Source organism: Streptomyces ortus, from assembly GCF_026341275.1.
GTDB classification, from domain to species: Bacteria; Actinomycetota; Actinomycetes; order Streptomycetales; family Streptomycetaceae; genus Streptomyces; species Streptomyces ortus.
The window spans coordinates 2,827,133-2,842,275 of the sequence record NZ_JAIFZO010000002.1 but is presented as its reverse complement, the minus strand read 5'-3'; the positions used below and the strand labels follow the sequence as shown (position 1 = coordinate 2,842,275).

16 protein-coding genes are annotated in these 15,143 nt (G+C 70.9%); 9 read left to right on the top strand and 7 right to left on the bottom strand.

Translation table 11 applies throughout. The features are described from left to right. Window positions 1–62 precede the first annotated feature (62 nt). Window positions 63–677, bottom strand: coding sequence for a rhomboid family intramembrane serine protease (locus K3769_RS15780; protein WP_267027067.1), 615 nt, complete (start codon window positions 675–677; stop codon window positions 63–65). Between the two features lie 240 nt (window positions 678–917). Here K3769_RS15780 and K3769_RS15775 point away from each other — a divergent pair, with 240 nt between their 5' ends. From K3769_RS15775 to K3769_RS15765, 3 genes are read left to right on the top strand one after another with little or no spacing between them, the layout of a single operon-like run. After that, window positions 918–1,754, top strand: a complete 837-nt coding sequence (locus K3769_RS15775; protein WP_267027066.1) for a CPBP family intramembrane glutamic endopeptidase — start codon at window positions 918–920, stop codon at window positions 1,752–1,754. After that, window positions 1,751–2,971, top strand: a complete 1,221-nt coding sequence (locus K3769_RS15770) for a sensor histidine kinase (RefSeq protein WP_267027065.1) — start codon at window positions 1,751–1,753, stop codon at window positions 2,969–2,971. Before K3769_RS15775 ends, K3769_RS15770 begins: the two co-directional genes overlap by 4 nt. After that, window positions 2,968–3,654, top strand: a complete 687-nt coding sequence (locus K3769_RS15765) for a response regulator (RefSeq protein WP_267027064.1) — start codon at window positions 2,968–2,970, stop codon at window positions 3,652–3,654. The genes K3769_RS15770 and K3769_RS15765 overlap by 4 nt, the downstream gene beginning before the upstream one ends. Window positions 3,655–3,678: 24 nt before the next feature. Here the strand turns inward: K3769_RS15765 and K3769_RS15760 are convergent, their stop codons facing one another. Both K3769_RS15760 and ychF read right to left on the bottom strand, forming a co-directional pair. Continuing rightward, window positions 3,679–4,602 (bottom strand): CPBP family intramembrane glutamic endopeptidase, encoded by a 924-nt coding sequence (locus tag K3769_RS15760; RefSeq protein WP_267027063.1) that lies wholly within the window; start codon window positions 4,600–4,602, stop codon window positions 3,679–3,681. A gap of 364 nt (window positions 4,603–4,966) precedes the next feature. Further along, window positions 4,967–6,055: a redox-regulated ATPase YchF gene (ychF, locus tag K3769_RS15755; protein ID WP_267027062.1), complete on the bottom strand. Its 1,089-nt coding sequence runs from the start codon at window positions 6,053–6,055 to the stop codon at window positions 4,967–4,969. A gap of 182 nt (window positions 6,056–6,237) precedes the next feature. Here ychF and K3769_RS15750 point away from each other — a divergent pair, with 182 nt between their 5' ends. Then, window positions 6,238–6,795 carry a DUF6542 domain-containing protein gene (locus K3769_RS15750; RefSeq protein WP_267027061.1) on the top strand — a complete coding sequence of 186 codons (558 nt, stop codon included), beginning with the start codon at window positions 6,238–6,240 and terminating at the stop codon, window positions 6,793–6,795. A gap of 128 nt (window positions 6,796–6,923) precedes the next feature. Here the strand turns inward: K3769_RS15750 and ppgK are convergent, their stop codons facing one another. Both ppgK and K3769_RS15740 read right to left on the bottom strand, forming a co-directional pair. Beyond that, window positions 6,924–7,670: a polyphosphate--glucose phosphotransferase gene (gene ppgK, locus K3769_RS15745; RefSeq protein ID WP_267027060.1), complete on the bottom strand. Its 747-nt coding sequence runs from the start codon at window positions 7,668–7,670 to the stop codon at window positions 6,924–6,926. A gap of 29 nt (window positions 7,671–7,699) precedes the next feature. Next, window positions 7,700–8,716, bottom strand: coding sequence for a 4-hydroxy-3-methylbut-2-enyl diphosphate reductase (locus K3769_RS15740; protein ID WP_267027059.1), 1,017 nt, complete (start codon window positions 8,714–8,716; stop codon window positions 7,700–7,702). Between the two features lie 105 nt (window positions 8,717–8,821). Between K3769_RS15740 and K3769_RS15735 the strand changes: the two genes are divergently transcribed. The 4 genes from K3769_RS15735 to K3769_RS15720 all read left to right on the top strand — a co-directional run bounded on the left by K3769_RS15735 (window position 8,822) and on the right by K3769_RS15720 (window position 12,698). Then, the gene (locus tag K3769_RS15735) at window positions 8,822–10,183 is read left to right on the top strand and encodes an APC family permease (RefSeq protein WP_267027058.1); all 1,362 of its coding nucleotides are present in this window, start codon (window positions 8,822–8,824) and stop codon (window positions 10,181–10,183) included. Window positions 10,184–10,378: 195 nt separating this feature from the next. After that, window positions 10,379–11,587 (top strand): exodeoxyribonuclease VII large subunit, encoded by a 1,209-nt coding sequence (gene xseA / locus K3769_RS15730; protein WP_267027057.1) that lies wholly within the window; start codon window positions 10,379–10,381, stop codon window positions 11,585–11,587. A 21-nt stretch (window positions 11,588–11,608) separates the two neighbouring features. Beyond that, window positions 11,609–11,893: an exodeoxyribonuclease VII small subunit gene (locus tag K3769_RS15725; RefSeq protein WP_267027056.1), complete on the top strand. Its 285-nt coding sequence runs from the start codon at window positions 11,609–11,611 to the stop codon at window positions 11,891–11,893. 214 nt (window positions 11,894–12,107) lie between these two features. Further along, entirely contained in the window at window positions 12,108–12,698 is a 591-nt protein-coding gene (locus K3769_RS15720) for a malonic semialdehyde reductase (RefSeq protein ID WP_267027055.1), read from the top strand. A gap of 77 nt (window positions 12,699–12,775) precedes the next feature. On the opposite strand, the gene K3769_RS15715 is transcribed toward K3769_RS15720, so the two are convergent. Beyond that, window positions 12,776–13,294 carry a DUF4245 domain-containing protein gene (locus K3769_RS15715; RefSeq protein ID WP_267027054.1) on the bottom strand — a complete coding sequence of 173 codons (519 nt, stop codon included), beginning with the start codon at window positions 13,292–13,294 and terminating at the stop codon, window positions 12,776–12,778. Window positions 13,295–13,419: 125 nt separating this feature from the next. Here K3769_RS15715 and glpX point away from each other — a divergent pair, with 125 nt between their 5' ends. Continuing rightward, the gene (gene glpX, locus K3769_RS15710; protein WP_267027053.1) at window positions 13,420–14,451 is read left to right on the top strand and encodes a class II fructose-bisphosphatase; all 1,032 of its coding nucleotides are present in this window, start codon (window positions 13,420–13,422) and stop codon (window positions 14,449–14,451) included. A 265-nt stretch (window positions 14,452–14,716) separates the two neighbouring features. On the opposite strand, the gene K3769_RS15705 is transcribed toward glpX, so the two are convergent. Further along, a complete protein-coding gene (locus tag K3769_RS15705) occupies window positions 14,717–15,094 on the bottom strand; it encodes a WhiB family transcriptional regulator (RefSeq protein WP_267027052.1) in 378 nt (125 codons plus the stop codon). Window positions 15,095–15,143: the final 49 nt, after the last annotated feature.

Sequence of the window (15,143 nt, the reverse complement as noted above, 5' to 3'; positions counted from 1 at the left end):
ATCTCCGGGCGCACAGCCTCGGCTCCACGTGCACGCCGACGGCGATACACGCACGCTGTCGGCTATACGCGTATTCGGGCCTCGCGGGGCCTGCGGAACGCGAAGGCCGCGGCCACTCCGCCCAGCAGTCCGAAGAGATGTCCCTGCCAGCTGACTCCGGTCGCCGTCGGCAGGACGCCCCACAGGATCGAGCCGTACACCGCGCCGACGAGCAGTCCCACGATCACGTCACCGATGCGGCGGTCCACGAAGCCCCGTACCACCAGATAGCCGAAGAGGCCGAACACGACGCCGGACGCGCCCGCGGTCAGGGAGTGGGCGGGCGCGGTGAGCCAGACGCCCAGGCCGCTGACGAGGATCGTCACCGTGACGACGGCGAGGAAGCGGCGGATGCCGGACAGCGCGGCCAGGAAGCCGAGGACGAGCAGCGGCAGGCTGTTCGCCGCGAGATGGTCGAAGCCGAAGTGCAGGAAGGCGGCGGGCACGATGTCACGCAGCTCGCCGAACTCGCGCGGGCTGATGCCGAACGTGTCCAGGGCATGGCCGCTCGCCGCGTCGATGCCTTCGAGCACCCACAGCAGGGCGACCCAGCCGCCGGTCAGCAGGGCCGCGCTCCTTGCCCGCTCACCGCGCGACAGCGGAGCGGGAGGGCCCACGCCCTGCCGTTCGTACGCCATGGAATCCCCCCGACGGTCCTTTGCCGTTCCCCTGCCGGTCCCTGTGTACCGCTCAACGCGCGGCGGGCCCCGCCCGGTTCCCACCGCGGGGGAAAAGGCACGTCCGCCGCCATCGCGGATCTGTCCCCCGTCCGAGCTACGCGCAGGTGTCCACCGGACGGTGACGATTCCCGGCCGCCGGATCCATAGCTTTCTGCACAGCCCGCGGCACTCGGCCGCGGCTCAGGTGTGGGAGTCCTCATGAGGTTCGTCTGGCAGCTCGTGGCCGTCGTCGCGGTCGCCTTCGTCGGTGGTCAGGGGGTCACGGCGGCGGACGGCGAACCGTGGCTCCAACTGGCCATCGGCATACCGGCAGCGGTCCTCGCGGTGTACGTCTACCGGTGGGTGGTGGGGCGGACCGAGCGGCGGCCGGTCACCGAACTGGATCTGGAGCAAGCGCCCGCCGCGCTGGGCCGCGGAACGCTGATCGGCGCCGCGCTGTTCACCGCCGTCATGGTCAACCTCTTCACCTCCGGGTACTACGACGTCGACGGGATCGACTCGCGGTCGGGCGCGATGGGCCTGCTCGGTTTCATGGCCGCCGCCGCGGTGACGGAGGAACTGATGTTCCGCGGCGTCCTGTTCCGTATCGCCGAGGAGCGCATCGGCACCTGGATCGCCCTGGTGCTGACCGGCACGCTCTTCGGCCTGTCCCACCTGCTCAACCCCAACGCCAGTGCGTGGGGCGCCGCCGCCATCGCCATCGAGGCGGGCGGCATGCTCACCGCCGCGTACGTCGCCACCCGCTCGCTGTGGCTGCCCATCGGCCTGCACTTCGGCTGGAACTTCGCCGCGTCCGGCGTCTTCAGTACCGAGGTCTCGGGCAACGACACCCCTCCCGGGCTGCTGGACTCCTCCATGTCGGGCCCGTCCCTGCTCACCGGCGGCGACTTCGGCCCGGAGGGAAGCGTGTACGCGGTGCTGTTCTGCGTGCTGGCGACGATCGTGCTCATGTGGCTCGCCCACCGGCGCGGCCATGTGGTGCCGCGTCGCAGCCGTGCCGGGCGCGTCGAGGCCACCGCTACACTCCCCCGATGATCACTCCCCCGATCATCGGGACCGTCACTCTGCGGCGGGCCCTGAACCGGTGGCCCGCCCTGGTCCGGCGGCGGGCCCCGCAGTGGTGGCGCCATGCCGATGTGACCGTCCGGGACCTTCCGCTCGGGCTGCTGCTGTTCGCCGTCTCGTTCGTACCGGAGTCCCACGGGACGCAGATCGGTGGTCTGCCGACCCGTCCCCTGGACGCCCAGGCCCTTCTGGTCCTCGCCCTCCAGAGCTTCCCGCTCGTCGTGCGCCGCCGCCGGCCGGCCGTCTGCCTCGCCCTGGTGTCGGCGGGGTTCGCCGTCGACCAGCTCCTCGGTTACCACTCGTTCGCGAGCACCGCCCTGCCGATCGCCCTGCTGAGCGCGGGCGCCCACCTGGAACAGCGTCGCCGTACCGTCGCGATCGTCTTCTCCGTGGCGTACGTGCCCCTGGCGGTCGCGTTCGCCCGGCTCGATCCGGGCGAGCCGCCGAGCGAACTCGTGACGTTCTATCTGTCGATGGTCCTGGCATGGGGCCTGGGGTCGTGGCTGCGCTCGACCCGGGTCGCGGACAGCGAACACCGGCTCCGTATCGCCGAGGAGACCCGGACCGCCGAACGCACCCGTATCGCCCGGGAGTTGCACGACGTCGTGACCCATCATGTGACGGCGATGGTCGTGCAGGCGGAGGCCGCGCGCTATCTCACCGCCTCGCCCGAGCGCCTCGACCGGTCCCTGACCGCCGTCACCGACACCGGCCGGCGGGCCATCGCCGATCTGCGGCATCTGCTCGACCTGCTCAACCCCGACCACGGCACCGGTCACGCCGCGGAAGCAAGGACGCCGCCCGTGGGCAGGCTGCTCACGCTCGTGGAACAGACGCGGCTGGCCGGGCAGCCGGTGGAGTTCACCGAGGAGGGCACCCCGGCGGAGTCGACCGGCAGCGCCGATCTCGTGGCCTTCCGGGTCGTGCAGGAGGCCCTGACCAACGCCCTCAAATACGCTCACGGCAGCCGGACCTCGGTTCGGGTACGGCACGCCCAGAAGGAGATCATCGTGGAGGTCACCACGGACGGTTCCGGCTCGGGGGCCGGGTCCCCCGGCGGGAGCGGGCGGGGCCTCGCCGGTCTCCGCGAGCGGGTCGACGTACTGGGCGGCGAATTCAGCGCGGGCCGGGCGACCGCCGGCGGCTTCGTCGTCCGGGCGCGCATACCCGCCGGGAGCCCTTCGTGACCACGCCCGGGACCACCTCCGCGACCGCACCGATCCGGGTCCTGGTCTGCGACGACCAGGTGCTGATCCGCACCGGCCTGGTGACGATCATCGACGCGCAGCCCGACCTGGAGGTGGCGGGCGAGTGCGGGGACGGACAGGCCGCGGTCGACCTCGCCGCCCGGGTGCGCCCGGACGTCGTGGTGATGGACGTCCGCATGCCGGTGCTCGACGGCATCGAGGCCACCCGCCTGCTGGCCGGCGCCGGGGTGCCGCACCCCGTCAAGGTACTCGTGGTGACCACGTTCAACCTGGACGAGTACGTGTACGAGGCGCTGCGCGCGGGCGCGAGCGGTTTCCTGCTCAAGGACGCTCCCCCGGCCCAGCTCCTGCACGGGATCAGGACCGTGGGCGCCGGCGCGGCCCTGCTGGACCCCGAGGTGACCCGCCGCCTCGTGGGCCGTTACGCCGCCCGCATCCGCCCCGCCGACGGCGGCGCCCCGCAGGACATCCCGCTGACGCCGCGTGAGCTGGAGGTGCTGCGCCTGATCGCGAACGGCTTCTCCAACAGCGAGATCGCCGCGACGCTCGTGATCAGTCCGGAAACGGTCAAGACCTTCGTCTCCCGCATCCTGGCGAAGCTCAATCTCCGCGACCGGGTGCAGGCGGTGGTGTACGCGTACCGCCAGGGACTGGTGACCTGACCGGCCTCCGCGGCCCCGCGCCGCTCAGGACGCGGCGGACGTCCCCGCGGACCGAGGCTGGTGGCGGGTGAAGACGCGACCCCGGCGCCTGGCCGTCCGCAGGAACACGACCGTGGGAACGGCGCAGACGAGGATCGCGAAGACGCCGGCCTCCGGGCCGAAGCCGCCGCCGGTGATCGCCTCGGGGCCGGACAGCACACCGTGGAGCAGACCGGCGGGCATGTCGTCGTTGCCGGAGACCGTGACGCCGAAGATGCCGCTCAGGGCGAAGTTCCAGCCGAAGTGCAGGCCGATCGGCATCCACAGGGTGCGGGTGGCCGCGTAACAGGCGCCGAGCATCAGGCCGGCCTCGACGGCGATGGCCAGCGCGCCCCACACGGTGGCGTCGGAGTTGGCCAGGTGCAGGCCGCCGAAGAGCAGGCCCGAGATCACCATCGCGCCCCAGGTGCCGGTGAGTTCCTCGACGAGGCGGAAGACGATGCCGCGGAAGAGGAGTTCCTCGACGACCGCGACCCCGGCCATCATGCCGAGGACGGTCAGGGCACCGCCGACGGCCACCCCGCCCTTCGTGCCGTAGCCGCCGAACAGGGCGATCAGCGCGAGCGTCACGGCGAAGAGTCCGAGGCCGACGGCGACACCGACTCGCAGGCCGGACCCGGCGGCGGCGGTGTCCAGCTCGGTGGCGGGACGCTGTTCGAGGAACCGTACCGCCGCCGCGTAGACCGTGAGGGCGATCAGCACGGATACGGCGCCGACCAGCAGGGACAGCACCGGGTTGTCGCCCGCCGCGCTCCTCATCCTCGCGGCGAGGCCCGTCACCAGGACGAACAGCACCACCAGCACCGCCAGCCGCGCCCCGGCCGGCCACACGCGGCGCGTGGGCTCGAAGCGCGACTGCGTGTACTGGTGCTCGACCCACCGCACGGCCCGCGTGTTCCTGAGAGACATCAGATCTTCCCCTCCTCGACCGGCGGCCCGGCCGCCCCCTCGTCGAGAGGAACGCTATGAGGAGGGGGCACCCCGGAACGTCCCGCCGAGGTGGGCATCGCTTGTCGCTCACGTGGGGGACATCGGGTCGTACGGGCGTCGCGGCCGGCCGTCAGAGCTGGTTCTCACCGCCGTCGACGTAGAGGTTGGCTCCGAGGATGAAGCCGCTCTGCCCGGAGGCGAGGCCCGCTCCTGCGCCGGCCGGTCAGGAACACGTGCGCGCCCTCCGGGAGCACCAGACAGCGAAACGCCCCCTGACCCGCGCGAAGGCGGGCCGGGGGGCGGTGCGAAACGGGCGACGCCGAGGGGGCGACGCACAGGGGGACTAGACGTTGAAGCGGAACTCCACCACGTCGCCGTCCTGCATCACGTAGTCCTTGCCCTCCATGCGGGCCTTGCCCTTGGCTCGGGACTCCGCGATCGAGCCCATCTCCACCAGGTCCTCGAAGGAGATGACCTCCGCCTTGATGAAGCCCTTCTGGAAGTCGGTGTGGATGACCCCGGCGGCCTCGGGGGCGGTCGCGCCCTTCTTGATGGTCCAGGCGCGGGATTCCTTCGGGCCGGCCGTGAGGTAGGTCTGCAGGCCGAGGGTGTTGAAGCCGACGTGCGCGAGCCTGGCCAGACCCGGCTCCTCCACGCCGACCGACTGGAGGAGTTCCATGGCCTCGTCGTCGTCGAGCTCCGCGAGGTCCGACTCCAGCTTGGCGTTGAGGAAGATCGCCTCGGCCGGGGCGACCAGGGCGCTCTGCTCGGCCTTGAACGCGTCGTCGGTCAGTTCGTCCTCGTCGACGTTGAAGACGTACAGGAACGGCTTGACCGTGAGCAGGTGCAGGTCGTGGAGCAGTGCCTCCTGGTCCGAGCCCTGGGTGATGCCCGCCGCGAACAGCGTCTGACCCGCGTCCAGGATCTCCTTCGCCGCCTCGATCGCGGTCACCTTCGCCACGACGTCCTTCTTGATCCGCGACTCCCGCTGGAGGCGCGGCAGGACCTTCTCGATGGTCTGCAGGTCCGCGAGGATCAGCTCGGTGTTGATCGTCTCGATGTCGTCCTTCGGCGAGACCTTGCCGTCCACGTGCACGACGTTCTCGTCCTTGAAGGCGCGGATGACCTGGCAGATCGCGTCCGACTCGCGGATGTTCGCGAGGAACTTGTTGCCCAGGCCCTCGCCCTCGCTCGCACCGCGCACGATGCCCGCGATGTCGACGAAGTCCACGGTGGCGGGCAGGATCTTCTGCGAACCGAAGATCTCCGCCAGCTTGGCCAGCCGGGCGTCGGGGACACCGACCACGCCCACGTTCGGCTCGATCGTGGCGAACGGGTAGTTGGCCGCCAGCACGTCGTTCTTGGTCAGGGCGTTGAAAAGGGTCGACTTGCCGACATTCGGCAGACCGACGATTCCGATCGTGAGCGACACGTTGCGACTTCCCGTACGTGAGGGTGTGGGGCGAGGACTGGGCCAGGAGGGTGCTCGGGCCGATCCACCAGTCTACGGCGTGCCGCGCCTCGCACCGGCGACGTATCGAACGCTTGGCCAAGGTCGGCCAAAGCGCGTGTCTAGGGGGGCATTCCGCACATAACCCGACCTAAGTTGGACCAGTGGAGCAACACAGGACGCGTCCTCCCCAGTCACAGCCGTCGCGAGGCGGCTCGTCCCTTCCCCCGCAGGCCGGGCGGGGCGGTGCCCGTACGGCCCGGCAGGCCGGGGCCGGTGTCCCGCGTACCGCGATGTCCGTCTCACCGCTCGTGCAGGCGGTACGCCGGTTTCCCAACCCCCGGCTCACCGGGCTGGGCAGCGGGCTGTTCTGCGCCGCGTCGATGTTCGCGCTGGCCTGTCTGATCCAGTTGCTGTTCGGGGCGTCGCTCGTCGTCTACGGAGTGCTGTTCCTGCCGGTCTGCGTACTGACCGCGGTGTGGGTACGGCGGGCCGACCTCGTCACCGCGGTCGTCGCCGTGCCGATCGCCTTCGCCGTCGGCCTCCTGCCCATCGCCGACAGCGAGGGCGGCTTCGGCGGCCGGCTGATGGGCCTCGTCACCGCCCTCGCGATGCACGCGGGGTGGTTGTACGGGGGGACCCTGGTGGCCGGGGTCATCGTGACCGTGCGCAAGGCGCGGATGATGACGCGGAAGGCCGCGCAGCGGCGGCGGGCGGTCTGACTGCCCGCGTGGAGATCTCACTGCCCAGCTGGGCGGAGGTTCCGAATCTGCGGGCCGGTGAGGGCTGGCCGCGCAGTTCCCCGCGCCCCTGGATGGGGCGGGCTGCGCGGGTGGGGAGGGTCCGGCGGTCAGGCCCTTTGCGCCGCCCGCATCGCCGCGCCCACGATTCCCGCGTTGTTCTGCAGCTGGGCCGGCACGATCTCCGCCTTGATGCCCTCGATCAGCGGCAGGAACTTCTGCGACTTGCGGCTGACTCCGCCGCCGATGATGAACAGCTCGGGCGAGAAGAGCATCTCCACATGGGCGAGGTACTTCTGGACGCGGTGCGCCCAGTGCTCCCAGGAGAGGTCGTGGTCCTCCTTGGCCTTCGTGGAGGCGTGCTTCTCCGCGTCGTGGCCGTTCAGTTCGAGGTGGCCCAGCTCCGTGTTCGGGACGAGGGCGCCGTCCACGAAGAGGGCGCTGCCGATCCCCGTACCGAACGTGAGGAGGAAGACCGTGCCCTTGCGGCCCTTGCCCGCGCCGAACTGCATCTCGGCGACGCCCGCCGCGTCCGCGTCGTTCAGGACGGTCACCGGCAGGCCGCCCAGCCGGTCGCCGAGCAGGGCGCGCGCGTCGGTGTCGATCCAGTCCTTGTCCACGTTGGCCGCCGTGCGGATCGTGGAACCGCCGGTGACCACGCCCGGGAAGGTGATGCCGACCGGGCCGGTCCAGCCGAAGTGACCGACGACCTCCTTCACCCCGTCCGCCACCGCGTCGGGTGTCGACGGCTGCGGCGTGAGCACCTTGTAGCGCTCCTCCGCCAGGTCGCCCTTGTCCAGGTCCACGGGAGCGCCCTTGATCCCTGAACCACCGATGTCCACGCCGAAGATCTGCATGGCTCTACGTTACGTCGTGGGACGGACAGTCACTCGCCCGAGGGGGTGGTTCCGGTGCGCTGCGCCACCAGGGCCGCCGCCTCCGCGCGCAGGTCACGGCGCAGCTCCTTGGGCAGCGAGAACGTGATGGACTCCTCGGCCGCCTTGACGAGTTCGACGTCCTCGTAACCGTGGGTGGTGAGGTACTCCAGGACCTGCTCGACGAGGATCTCCGGCACCGAGGCCCCGGAGGTGACGCCTACCGTGGAGACGCCCTCGAACCAGCTGTCGTCGATCTCGTCGGCGAAGTCCACGAGGTACGCCTCCCGCGCGCCCGCGAGCTTGGCGACCTCGACGAGCCGTACGGAGTTGGACGAGTTGCGCGAGCCGACGACGATGACGAGGTCGGCCTGCTCGCCCATCTGCTTCACCGCGAGCTGGCGGTTCTGCGTGGCGTAGCAGATGTCGTCGCTCGGCGGGGAGATGAGCTGCGGGAACTTCTCCTTGAGCGCGTCCACCGTCTCCATGGTCTCGTCGACCGACAGCGTCGTCTGGGAGAGCCAGACGACCCGGGAGGGGTCGCGGACCTCGACCTTCGCCACGTCTTTGGGGCCGTCGACCAGCGTGATGTGGTCGGGTGCCTCTCCGGACGTGCCGATGACCTCCTCGTGGCCCTCGTGGCCGATGAGGAGGATGTCGTAGTCGTCGTCCGCGAACCGGACGGCTTCCTTGTGGACCTTGGTGACCAGCGGACACGTCGCGTCGATGGTGGCGAGCTTGCCCGCCGCGGCCTCGTCGTGGACGACCGGGGCGACGCCGTGCGCCGAGAACATGACGATGGACCCCTCGGGGACCTCCGCCGTCCGCTCGACGAAGATCGCGCCCTTCTTCTCCAGGGTCTGCACGACGTACTTGTTGTGGACGATCTCGTGGCGGACGTAGATCGGGGCCCCGTACTGCTCCAGGGCCTTCTCGACGGCGATCACGGCACGGTCGACGCCCGCGCAGTAGCCCCGGGGGGCGGCGAGCAGGACACGGCGGCCAGTCGAAGCAGTCATGCGTCCCATCGTAAGGGTGCGCCCGACAGGTCGGAGATCACGTCCGCGGGGAGACTGGCCGGGGGCGGGGAGCTGAAAGGGGGCGCAGGCGGCACGACTTTTCGGGAGGCATGGATGTCCGGTACGGATTCACCGGCCCGCGCGGCCGACGGCGGACAGGGCCTGCGGCGCAGTCTCGGCTTCCGCGACCTGGTCGTGTACGGGCTGCTGTTCATCGCCCCCATGGCACCGGTCGGTGTCTACGGGACCCTCGACGCCAGGTCGCACGGGGCGGTCGCGCTGGTCTATCTGGTCGCCACGGTCGCGATGGCGTTCACCGCGTTCAGTTACGCGCAGATGGTGCGGGTCGTCCCGCAGGCGGGTTCGGTGTTCGCCTACGCGCGCGTGGGGCTCGGAAAGGAGGCCGGGTTCGTCGCCGGGTGGATGGCGATGCTGGACTACCTGCTCATCCCGGCGGTGGCGTACCTCTTCTCCGGGATCGCGATGAACTCGCTGGTCCCGGGCGTCTCACGGTGGGTGTGGACGGCGCTCGCGGTCGCCGTGACGACCCTGCTGAACCTGTGGGGCGTACGGGTCGCGGCGCGCGTCGGTTTCCTGGTGCTCGCGATGGAGATCGTGGTCCTCCTCGTCTTCTTCGTGTCGGCGGTCGTCGTCCTCGCGCGCGACGGGGCGCAGCGGGGGTGGCTGTCGCCGTTGTCCGGAGACGGCTCCCAGGGGGCGTTCGCGCTGTCCGCGGTCCTCGGAGCGGTGTCGATCGCGGTGCTTTCGTATCTCGGCTTCGACGCGATCGCCTCCTTCGCGGAGGAGGTCACCGGCGGCTCGGAGAAGGTCGCCAGGGCGGTGCTGTTCTGTCTCGCGCTCGCCGGGGTGCTGTTCATCGCGCAGACGTACCTCGTCGCGCTGCTGGAGCCGATGTCGTCGGCGCGGCTCGCCGACGATCCGGTCAGGCAGGGGTCCGCCTTCTACGACGCCGTGGACGCCTCGGTCGGCACGTGGCTGCACGACCTGGTGGCCGTCAGCAAGGCGATCGGGGCGGCGTTCGCGGCGCTGGCCGGGCAGGCGGCGGCCGGGCGGCTGCTGTTCGCGATGTCCCGGGAGCGGCGGCTGCCGCGGGCGCTGTCGAGGACGGACTCCGGGGTGCCGCGGGCGGCGCTGCTCTGCGCGGCCGTCATCACGCTGGTGGCCGCGGTGTGGGCGGCGCGGCGCGCCGACGGGATGGACCGGCTGGTGTCGGTGGTCGACGTGGGCGCGCTGACCGCGTTCACGCTGCTGCACGCGAGCGTGGTGGGGTGGTTCGCCGTGCGGCGGCGTGGGGTGGTGGTGTGGTGGCGGCACGTGGTGGTGCCCGTGGTGGGGGCGGGGATCACGATGCTGGTGATCTTCGAGGCGTCGGGGGTGGCGCAGGTGGTGGGGGGCGTGTGGTTCTTGGTGGGGATGGGTGTGCTGGTCGCTCAGCGGGTGTCCGCGTCCGGCTGAGCCGGCCTTTTTCCTCGCCCCCGCCGCCCCTACCCGTCCCGTCCCCGGGGCTGCGCCCCTTGCCCCCTTCGAATGGGTGCGGCCCCGCTGAGGTTGCCCGCGCCGTTCCCCGCGCCCCTCGGGGGAGGGGCTACGCTCCGTCCCACCCGGGCACGAGTCCCCGGACGTGTCAGAGGGTGCCGTTACGCTCGGGATATGGCTCTCAATACGTCCGCCGACGCCCCCCTCCCCGTCGGCGAGGTGTCGCGGCTCATCGGGGGATGGATCGACCGGCTCGGCGCGGTGTGGGTCGAGGGGCAGATCACCCAGTTGTCGCGCCGCCCGGGCGCCGGCGTCGTCTTCCTGACGCTGCGCGACCCGTCGCACGACATCTCCGTGGGCGTGACCTGCTACCGGAAGGTGTTCGACGCCGTCGCCGACGTGGTGAGCGAGGGCGCCCGCGTCGTCGTCCACGCGAAACCCGAGTGGTACGCGCCGCGCGGCCAGCTGTCCCTGCGGGCCGTCGAGATCAAACCGGTCGGCGTCGGCGAACTGCTCGCCCGCCTGGAGCAGTTGAAGAAGTCCCTGGCCGCCGAAGGCCTGTTCGCCGTCGAGCGCAAGAAGCCTCTCCCGTTCCTGCCCCAGCTCGTCGGGCTGGTCACCGGCCGCGCCTCCGCCGCCGAGCGGGACGTCCTGGAGAACGCCCGCCACCGCTGGCCCGCCGTCCGCTTCGAGGTGCGCAATGTCGCCGTACAGGGCGTCCACGCGGTTCCGCAGGTCGTCCAGGCGGTCAAGGACCTGGACGCGCTCGACGACGTCGACGTGATCATCGTGGCGCGCGGCGGCGGCAGCGTGGAGGACCTGCTCCCCTTCTCGGACGAGCAGCTCGTCCGGGCGGTCGCGGCCTGCCGTACGCCGGTCGTGTCGGCCATCGGTCACGAGCCCGACAACCCGCTCCTGGACCACGTGGCCGACCTGCGCGCCTCCACCCCCACGGACGCCGCCAAGAAGGTCGTACCGGACGTCGGGGAGGAGTACGAGCGGGTCCAGTTCCTGCGGGACCGTGCCCGCCGGTGCGTCGGCTCCTTCATCGAGCGCGAGGAGCGGGGGCTCGCTCAGGCGCTGGCCCGCCCCTCGATAGAGGATCCGCACCGGATGGTGGACGAGCGCGCCGACCACGTCGCCGCGCTCCTGGACCGCGGTCGCCGCACGCTCGGCCATCTCCTGGACCGGGCCGACTCGGAACTGACCCACACCCACGCGCGCGTGGTGGCGCTCTCCCCCGCCGCGACCCTGAAGCGGGGGTACGCGGTCCTGCAGACGTCCGACGGCCACGCCGTCCGGTCCCCGGACGAGGTGACGGCGGACGAGAGCCTGCGGGCGCGGGTCGCCGAGGGCGAGTTCACGGTACGAGTCGATGTCTGAGGCAGACCCTAGGGTGGACGCATGACCAGCAGGACCGGCACGGCCGGCACGACGGACGAGGCGCTCGGGTACGAGCAGGCGCGGGACGAGCTCATCGAGGTCGTACGCCGACTGGAGACGGGCGGCACGACGCTTGAGGAGTCGCTCGCCCTGTGGGAGCGCGGCGAGGAGCTGGCCAAGGTGTGCCGGCGATGGCTGGACGGCGCCCGCGCCCGCCTTGACGCGGCCCTGGCGGAGGAGGAGCGGGGCGAGTCGGCGGCGGACGCCGGTTCCAGCTCCTCCGGCTCCGGCTCCGGCTCCGAGTAGGGGCTCATGCGGGCCGACGCCGGTTCCCGGCGGGCGTCGGTTCCCGGCGGGCGTCTGCGTGTGCCGCCTCGCGAAGTAATTGGTCTGGCCATGGATATGTGAAGCGGATCACGCTGGTCCATTTTTGGTTGAAACTTAAACCTAATCGGCGTAACGTCGTGAACGTCAGCCGATCCCCCGGGATCCGACGCACGTACCGAGAAGGTTTTGCTTCATGTCTCTCGTCCTTGACCCCGCCGCCCAGGACCTGCTGTTCCGCGAGGCCCGCACCGCCAACGCCTTCACCGACGAGCCGGTGACCGACGAGCAGGTGCAGGCGATCTACGACCTGGTCAAGTACGGCCCGACCGCCTTCAACCAGTCGCCGCTGCGCATCACCCTGGTCCGCTCCCCCGAGGCCCGCGAGCGCCTGGTGCGGCACATGGCCGAGGGCAACCAGCCGAAGACGGCCTCCGCCCCGCTCGTCGCGATCCTCTCCGCGGACAACGAGTTCCACGAGGAGCTGCCGGCCCTTCTCCCGCACTTCCCGCAGGCCAAGGACCTCTTCTTCGCCGAGCGCCCGGCCCGTGAGGGTGCCGCCGCGCTCAACGCCGCGCTGCAGGCCGCGTACTTCATCATCGGCGTCCGTGCCGCCGGCCTGGCGGCCGGTCCGATGACGGGCTTCGACTTCGCGGGCGTCCAGAAGGAGTTCCTCGACGGCGACCACACCCCGCTGATGGTGGTCAACATCGGCCGGCCCGCCGAGGACGCCTGGTTCCCGCGCTCCCCGCGCCTTGAGGCCGACCAGGTCATCACGACCGTCTGAGAGCGGCAGGACAGGACACATGCGAGAGGCCCCCAGCATCGCTGGGGGCCTCTCGCATGCGTCCTGTCCGGGTCTGCTCATGACGTTCCGAGCGACTCCGCCATCTTCGTCAGCCCGGCGAACGATGCCGTTCCGGTGACCACGGTCGTGGAGTTCTTCTCCCAGAGCACGAGGGCGTCGTACTTCGCGCCCTTGTAGCGCTTCCAGGACTTCTCGCCGATGCGCTGGGTGACGTTCGTCTCCTCGGCGCCCTGCGTGGCGTCGCCGATGAACGTGACCGGCTTCTGAGTGGACTGCTCGATCGCCACGTACTCCCCGTCGGGGTCGTGGAACCCGAGGTGCCACGCGTCGAAGTCGTCTCCGCGGAACCGCACCGAGGTCGCCTTCCACTCCTTGGACAGCCCCTCGGGCGCCGCCACCGGATACGGGGCCGCACGCCGTGCCGTGAGGAGCTCCACGCGGTAGTCGACCCGTTCGAGAGGGGGCTCCGAGTCGTCCTTCGGGATGAAGACGTAGATGAAGCCCGCGACGATGCCGATCAGGCCCAGGGACAGCACCATGTCCCGGACCGACTGCTTGCCATTTCTGCCTGCCACTCCCCCATCGTCGCAGGTGTACTGCCCCGCTCATCCGTGGGGCCCCCTGCTCATTTTGTCGGACTGAGGATAGAGTCGGCCCCAACCCTCATCCGGCCGTCGCCGTATCAGAAAGGTGCGCTCCGATGACCGAGCATCACTTGCCGTCCGAACTAGAGGTCCCCTCCGAGGCCCCCGACCGCAACCTCGCCCTTGAGCTCGTCCGGGTCACCGAGGCCGCCGCGATGGCCGCAGGCCGCTGGGTCGGCCGCGGCGACAAGAACGGCGCCGACGGCGCGGCCGTCCGGGCCATGCGGACCCTCGTCTCCACCGTCTCGATGAACGGCGTCGTCGTCATCGGGGAGGGCGAGAAGGACGAGGCCCCGATGCTCTTCAACGGGGAGAACGTCGGCGACGGGACGGGTCCCGCGTGCGACATCGCCGTCGACCCGATCGACGGGACGACCCTCGCCGCGGCGGGCATGACCAACGCGATCGCCGTGCTGGCCGCCGCCGACCGCGGCACGATGTTCGACCCGTCCGCGGTGTTCTACATGGACAAGCTGGTCACCGGGCCCGAGGCCGCCGACTTCGTCGACATCAACGCCCCGGTGTCGGTGAACATCCGCCGGGTCGCCAAGGCCAAGCGCGTCACGCCCGAGGACGTCACGGTCGTCATCCTCGACCGGCCGCGGCACGACGGCATCATCAAGGAGATCCGGGAGACCGGCGCGCGCATCAAGCTCATCTCCGACGGTGACGTCGCCGGCTCGATCCTGGCGCTGCGCGAGGGCACGGGCATCGACCTGCTGCTCGGCATCGGCGGTACGCCCGAGGGCATCATCTCGGCCTGCGCGGTGAAGTGCCTCGGCGGCACGATCCAGGGGAAGTTGTGGCCCAAGGACGACGAGGAGCGGGCTCGGGCCGTGGACGCGGGGCATGACCTGGACCGGGTGCTGCTCACGGATGACCTGGTGTCCGGGGAGAACGTCTTCTTCGTGGCGACGGGGATCACCGACGGGGAGTTGCTGCGGGGGGTTCGGTATCGGTCCGAGACCGCGACCACCGACTCGATCGTGATGCGGTCCAAGTCGGGGACGGTTCGGCAGATCAGCTCTGAGCACAGGCTTGCGAAGTTGCGGGCCTATAGCGCAATCGACTTCGACCGGGCGAAGTAGGTTTCACTCGGGGCGCGAGGGGGTGGTTGCGCCGTTCCCCGCGCCCCTCGAGAGCAGGCCGTGGACAGGTGCGGGTCCGCCGGGGCTGAGCGCGCAGTTCCCCGCGCCCCCTGTGGGGGCCGCCCGCCGATATCTGCGGGTCGGTCGTTGTCGAGCGCGCAGTTCCCCGCGCCCCTGAAAGACAACTGCCGCCCCGCCGGGGCTTAGTGCGCAGTTCCCCGCGCCCCTTAGAGGGCTGGGGTGGGGCGTCCCGGCGCGGTGGGGGTCAGCCCGCTGCGGCTATGGGGCCTGGGGTTCGGGCCGTTTTTTGGAGGTCCAGGTCGCGGCGGCGGCGTCGGGCCAGGACCACGCGGCGCTCGGCGGCGGTGAGGCCGCCCCAGACGCCGTACGGCTCGGGTTGCAGCAGTGCGTGCTCCCGGCACTCGATCATCACCGGACAGCGCGCGCAGACCCGCTTCGCCGCCTCCTCGCGGGACAGCCGGGCCGCGGTGGGTTCCTTCGAGGGTGCGAAGAACAGCCCGGCCTCGTCGCGGCGGCACACGGCCTCCGTGTGCCAGGGGGCGTCCTGGTCCCTCTCGCGCACCGGCACCGGCTGGGGCGGAACGGCAGCGACCTGCAGGGACTGACGCGGCGGATGCAGCACGGTCTACTCCTGACGACGGCTTCGCGAGCGAGAGACGATGCAGCAAGGC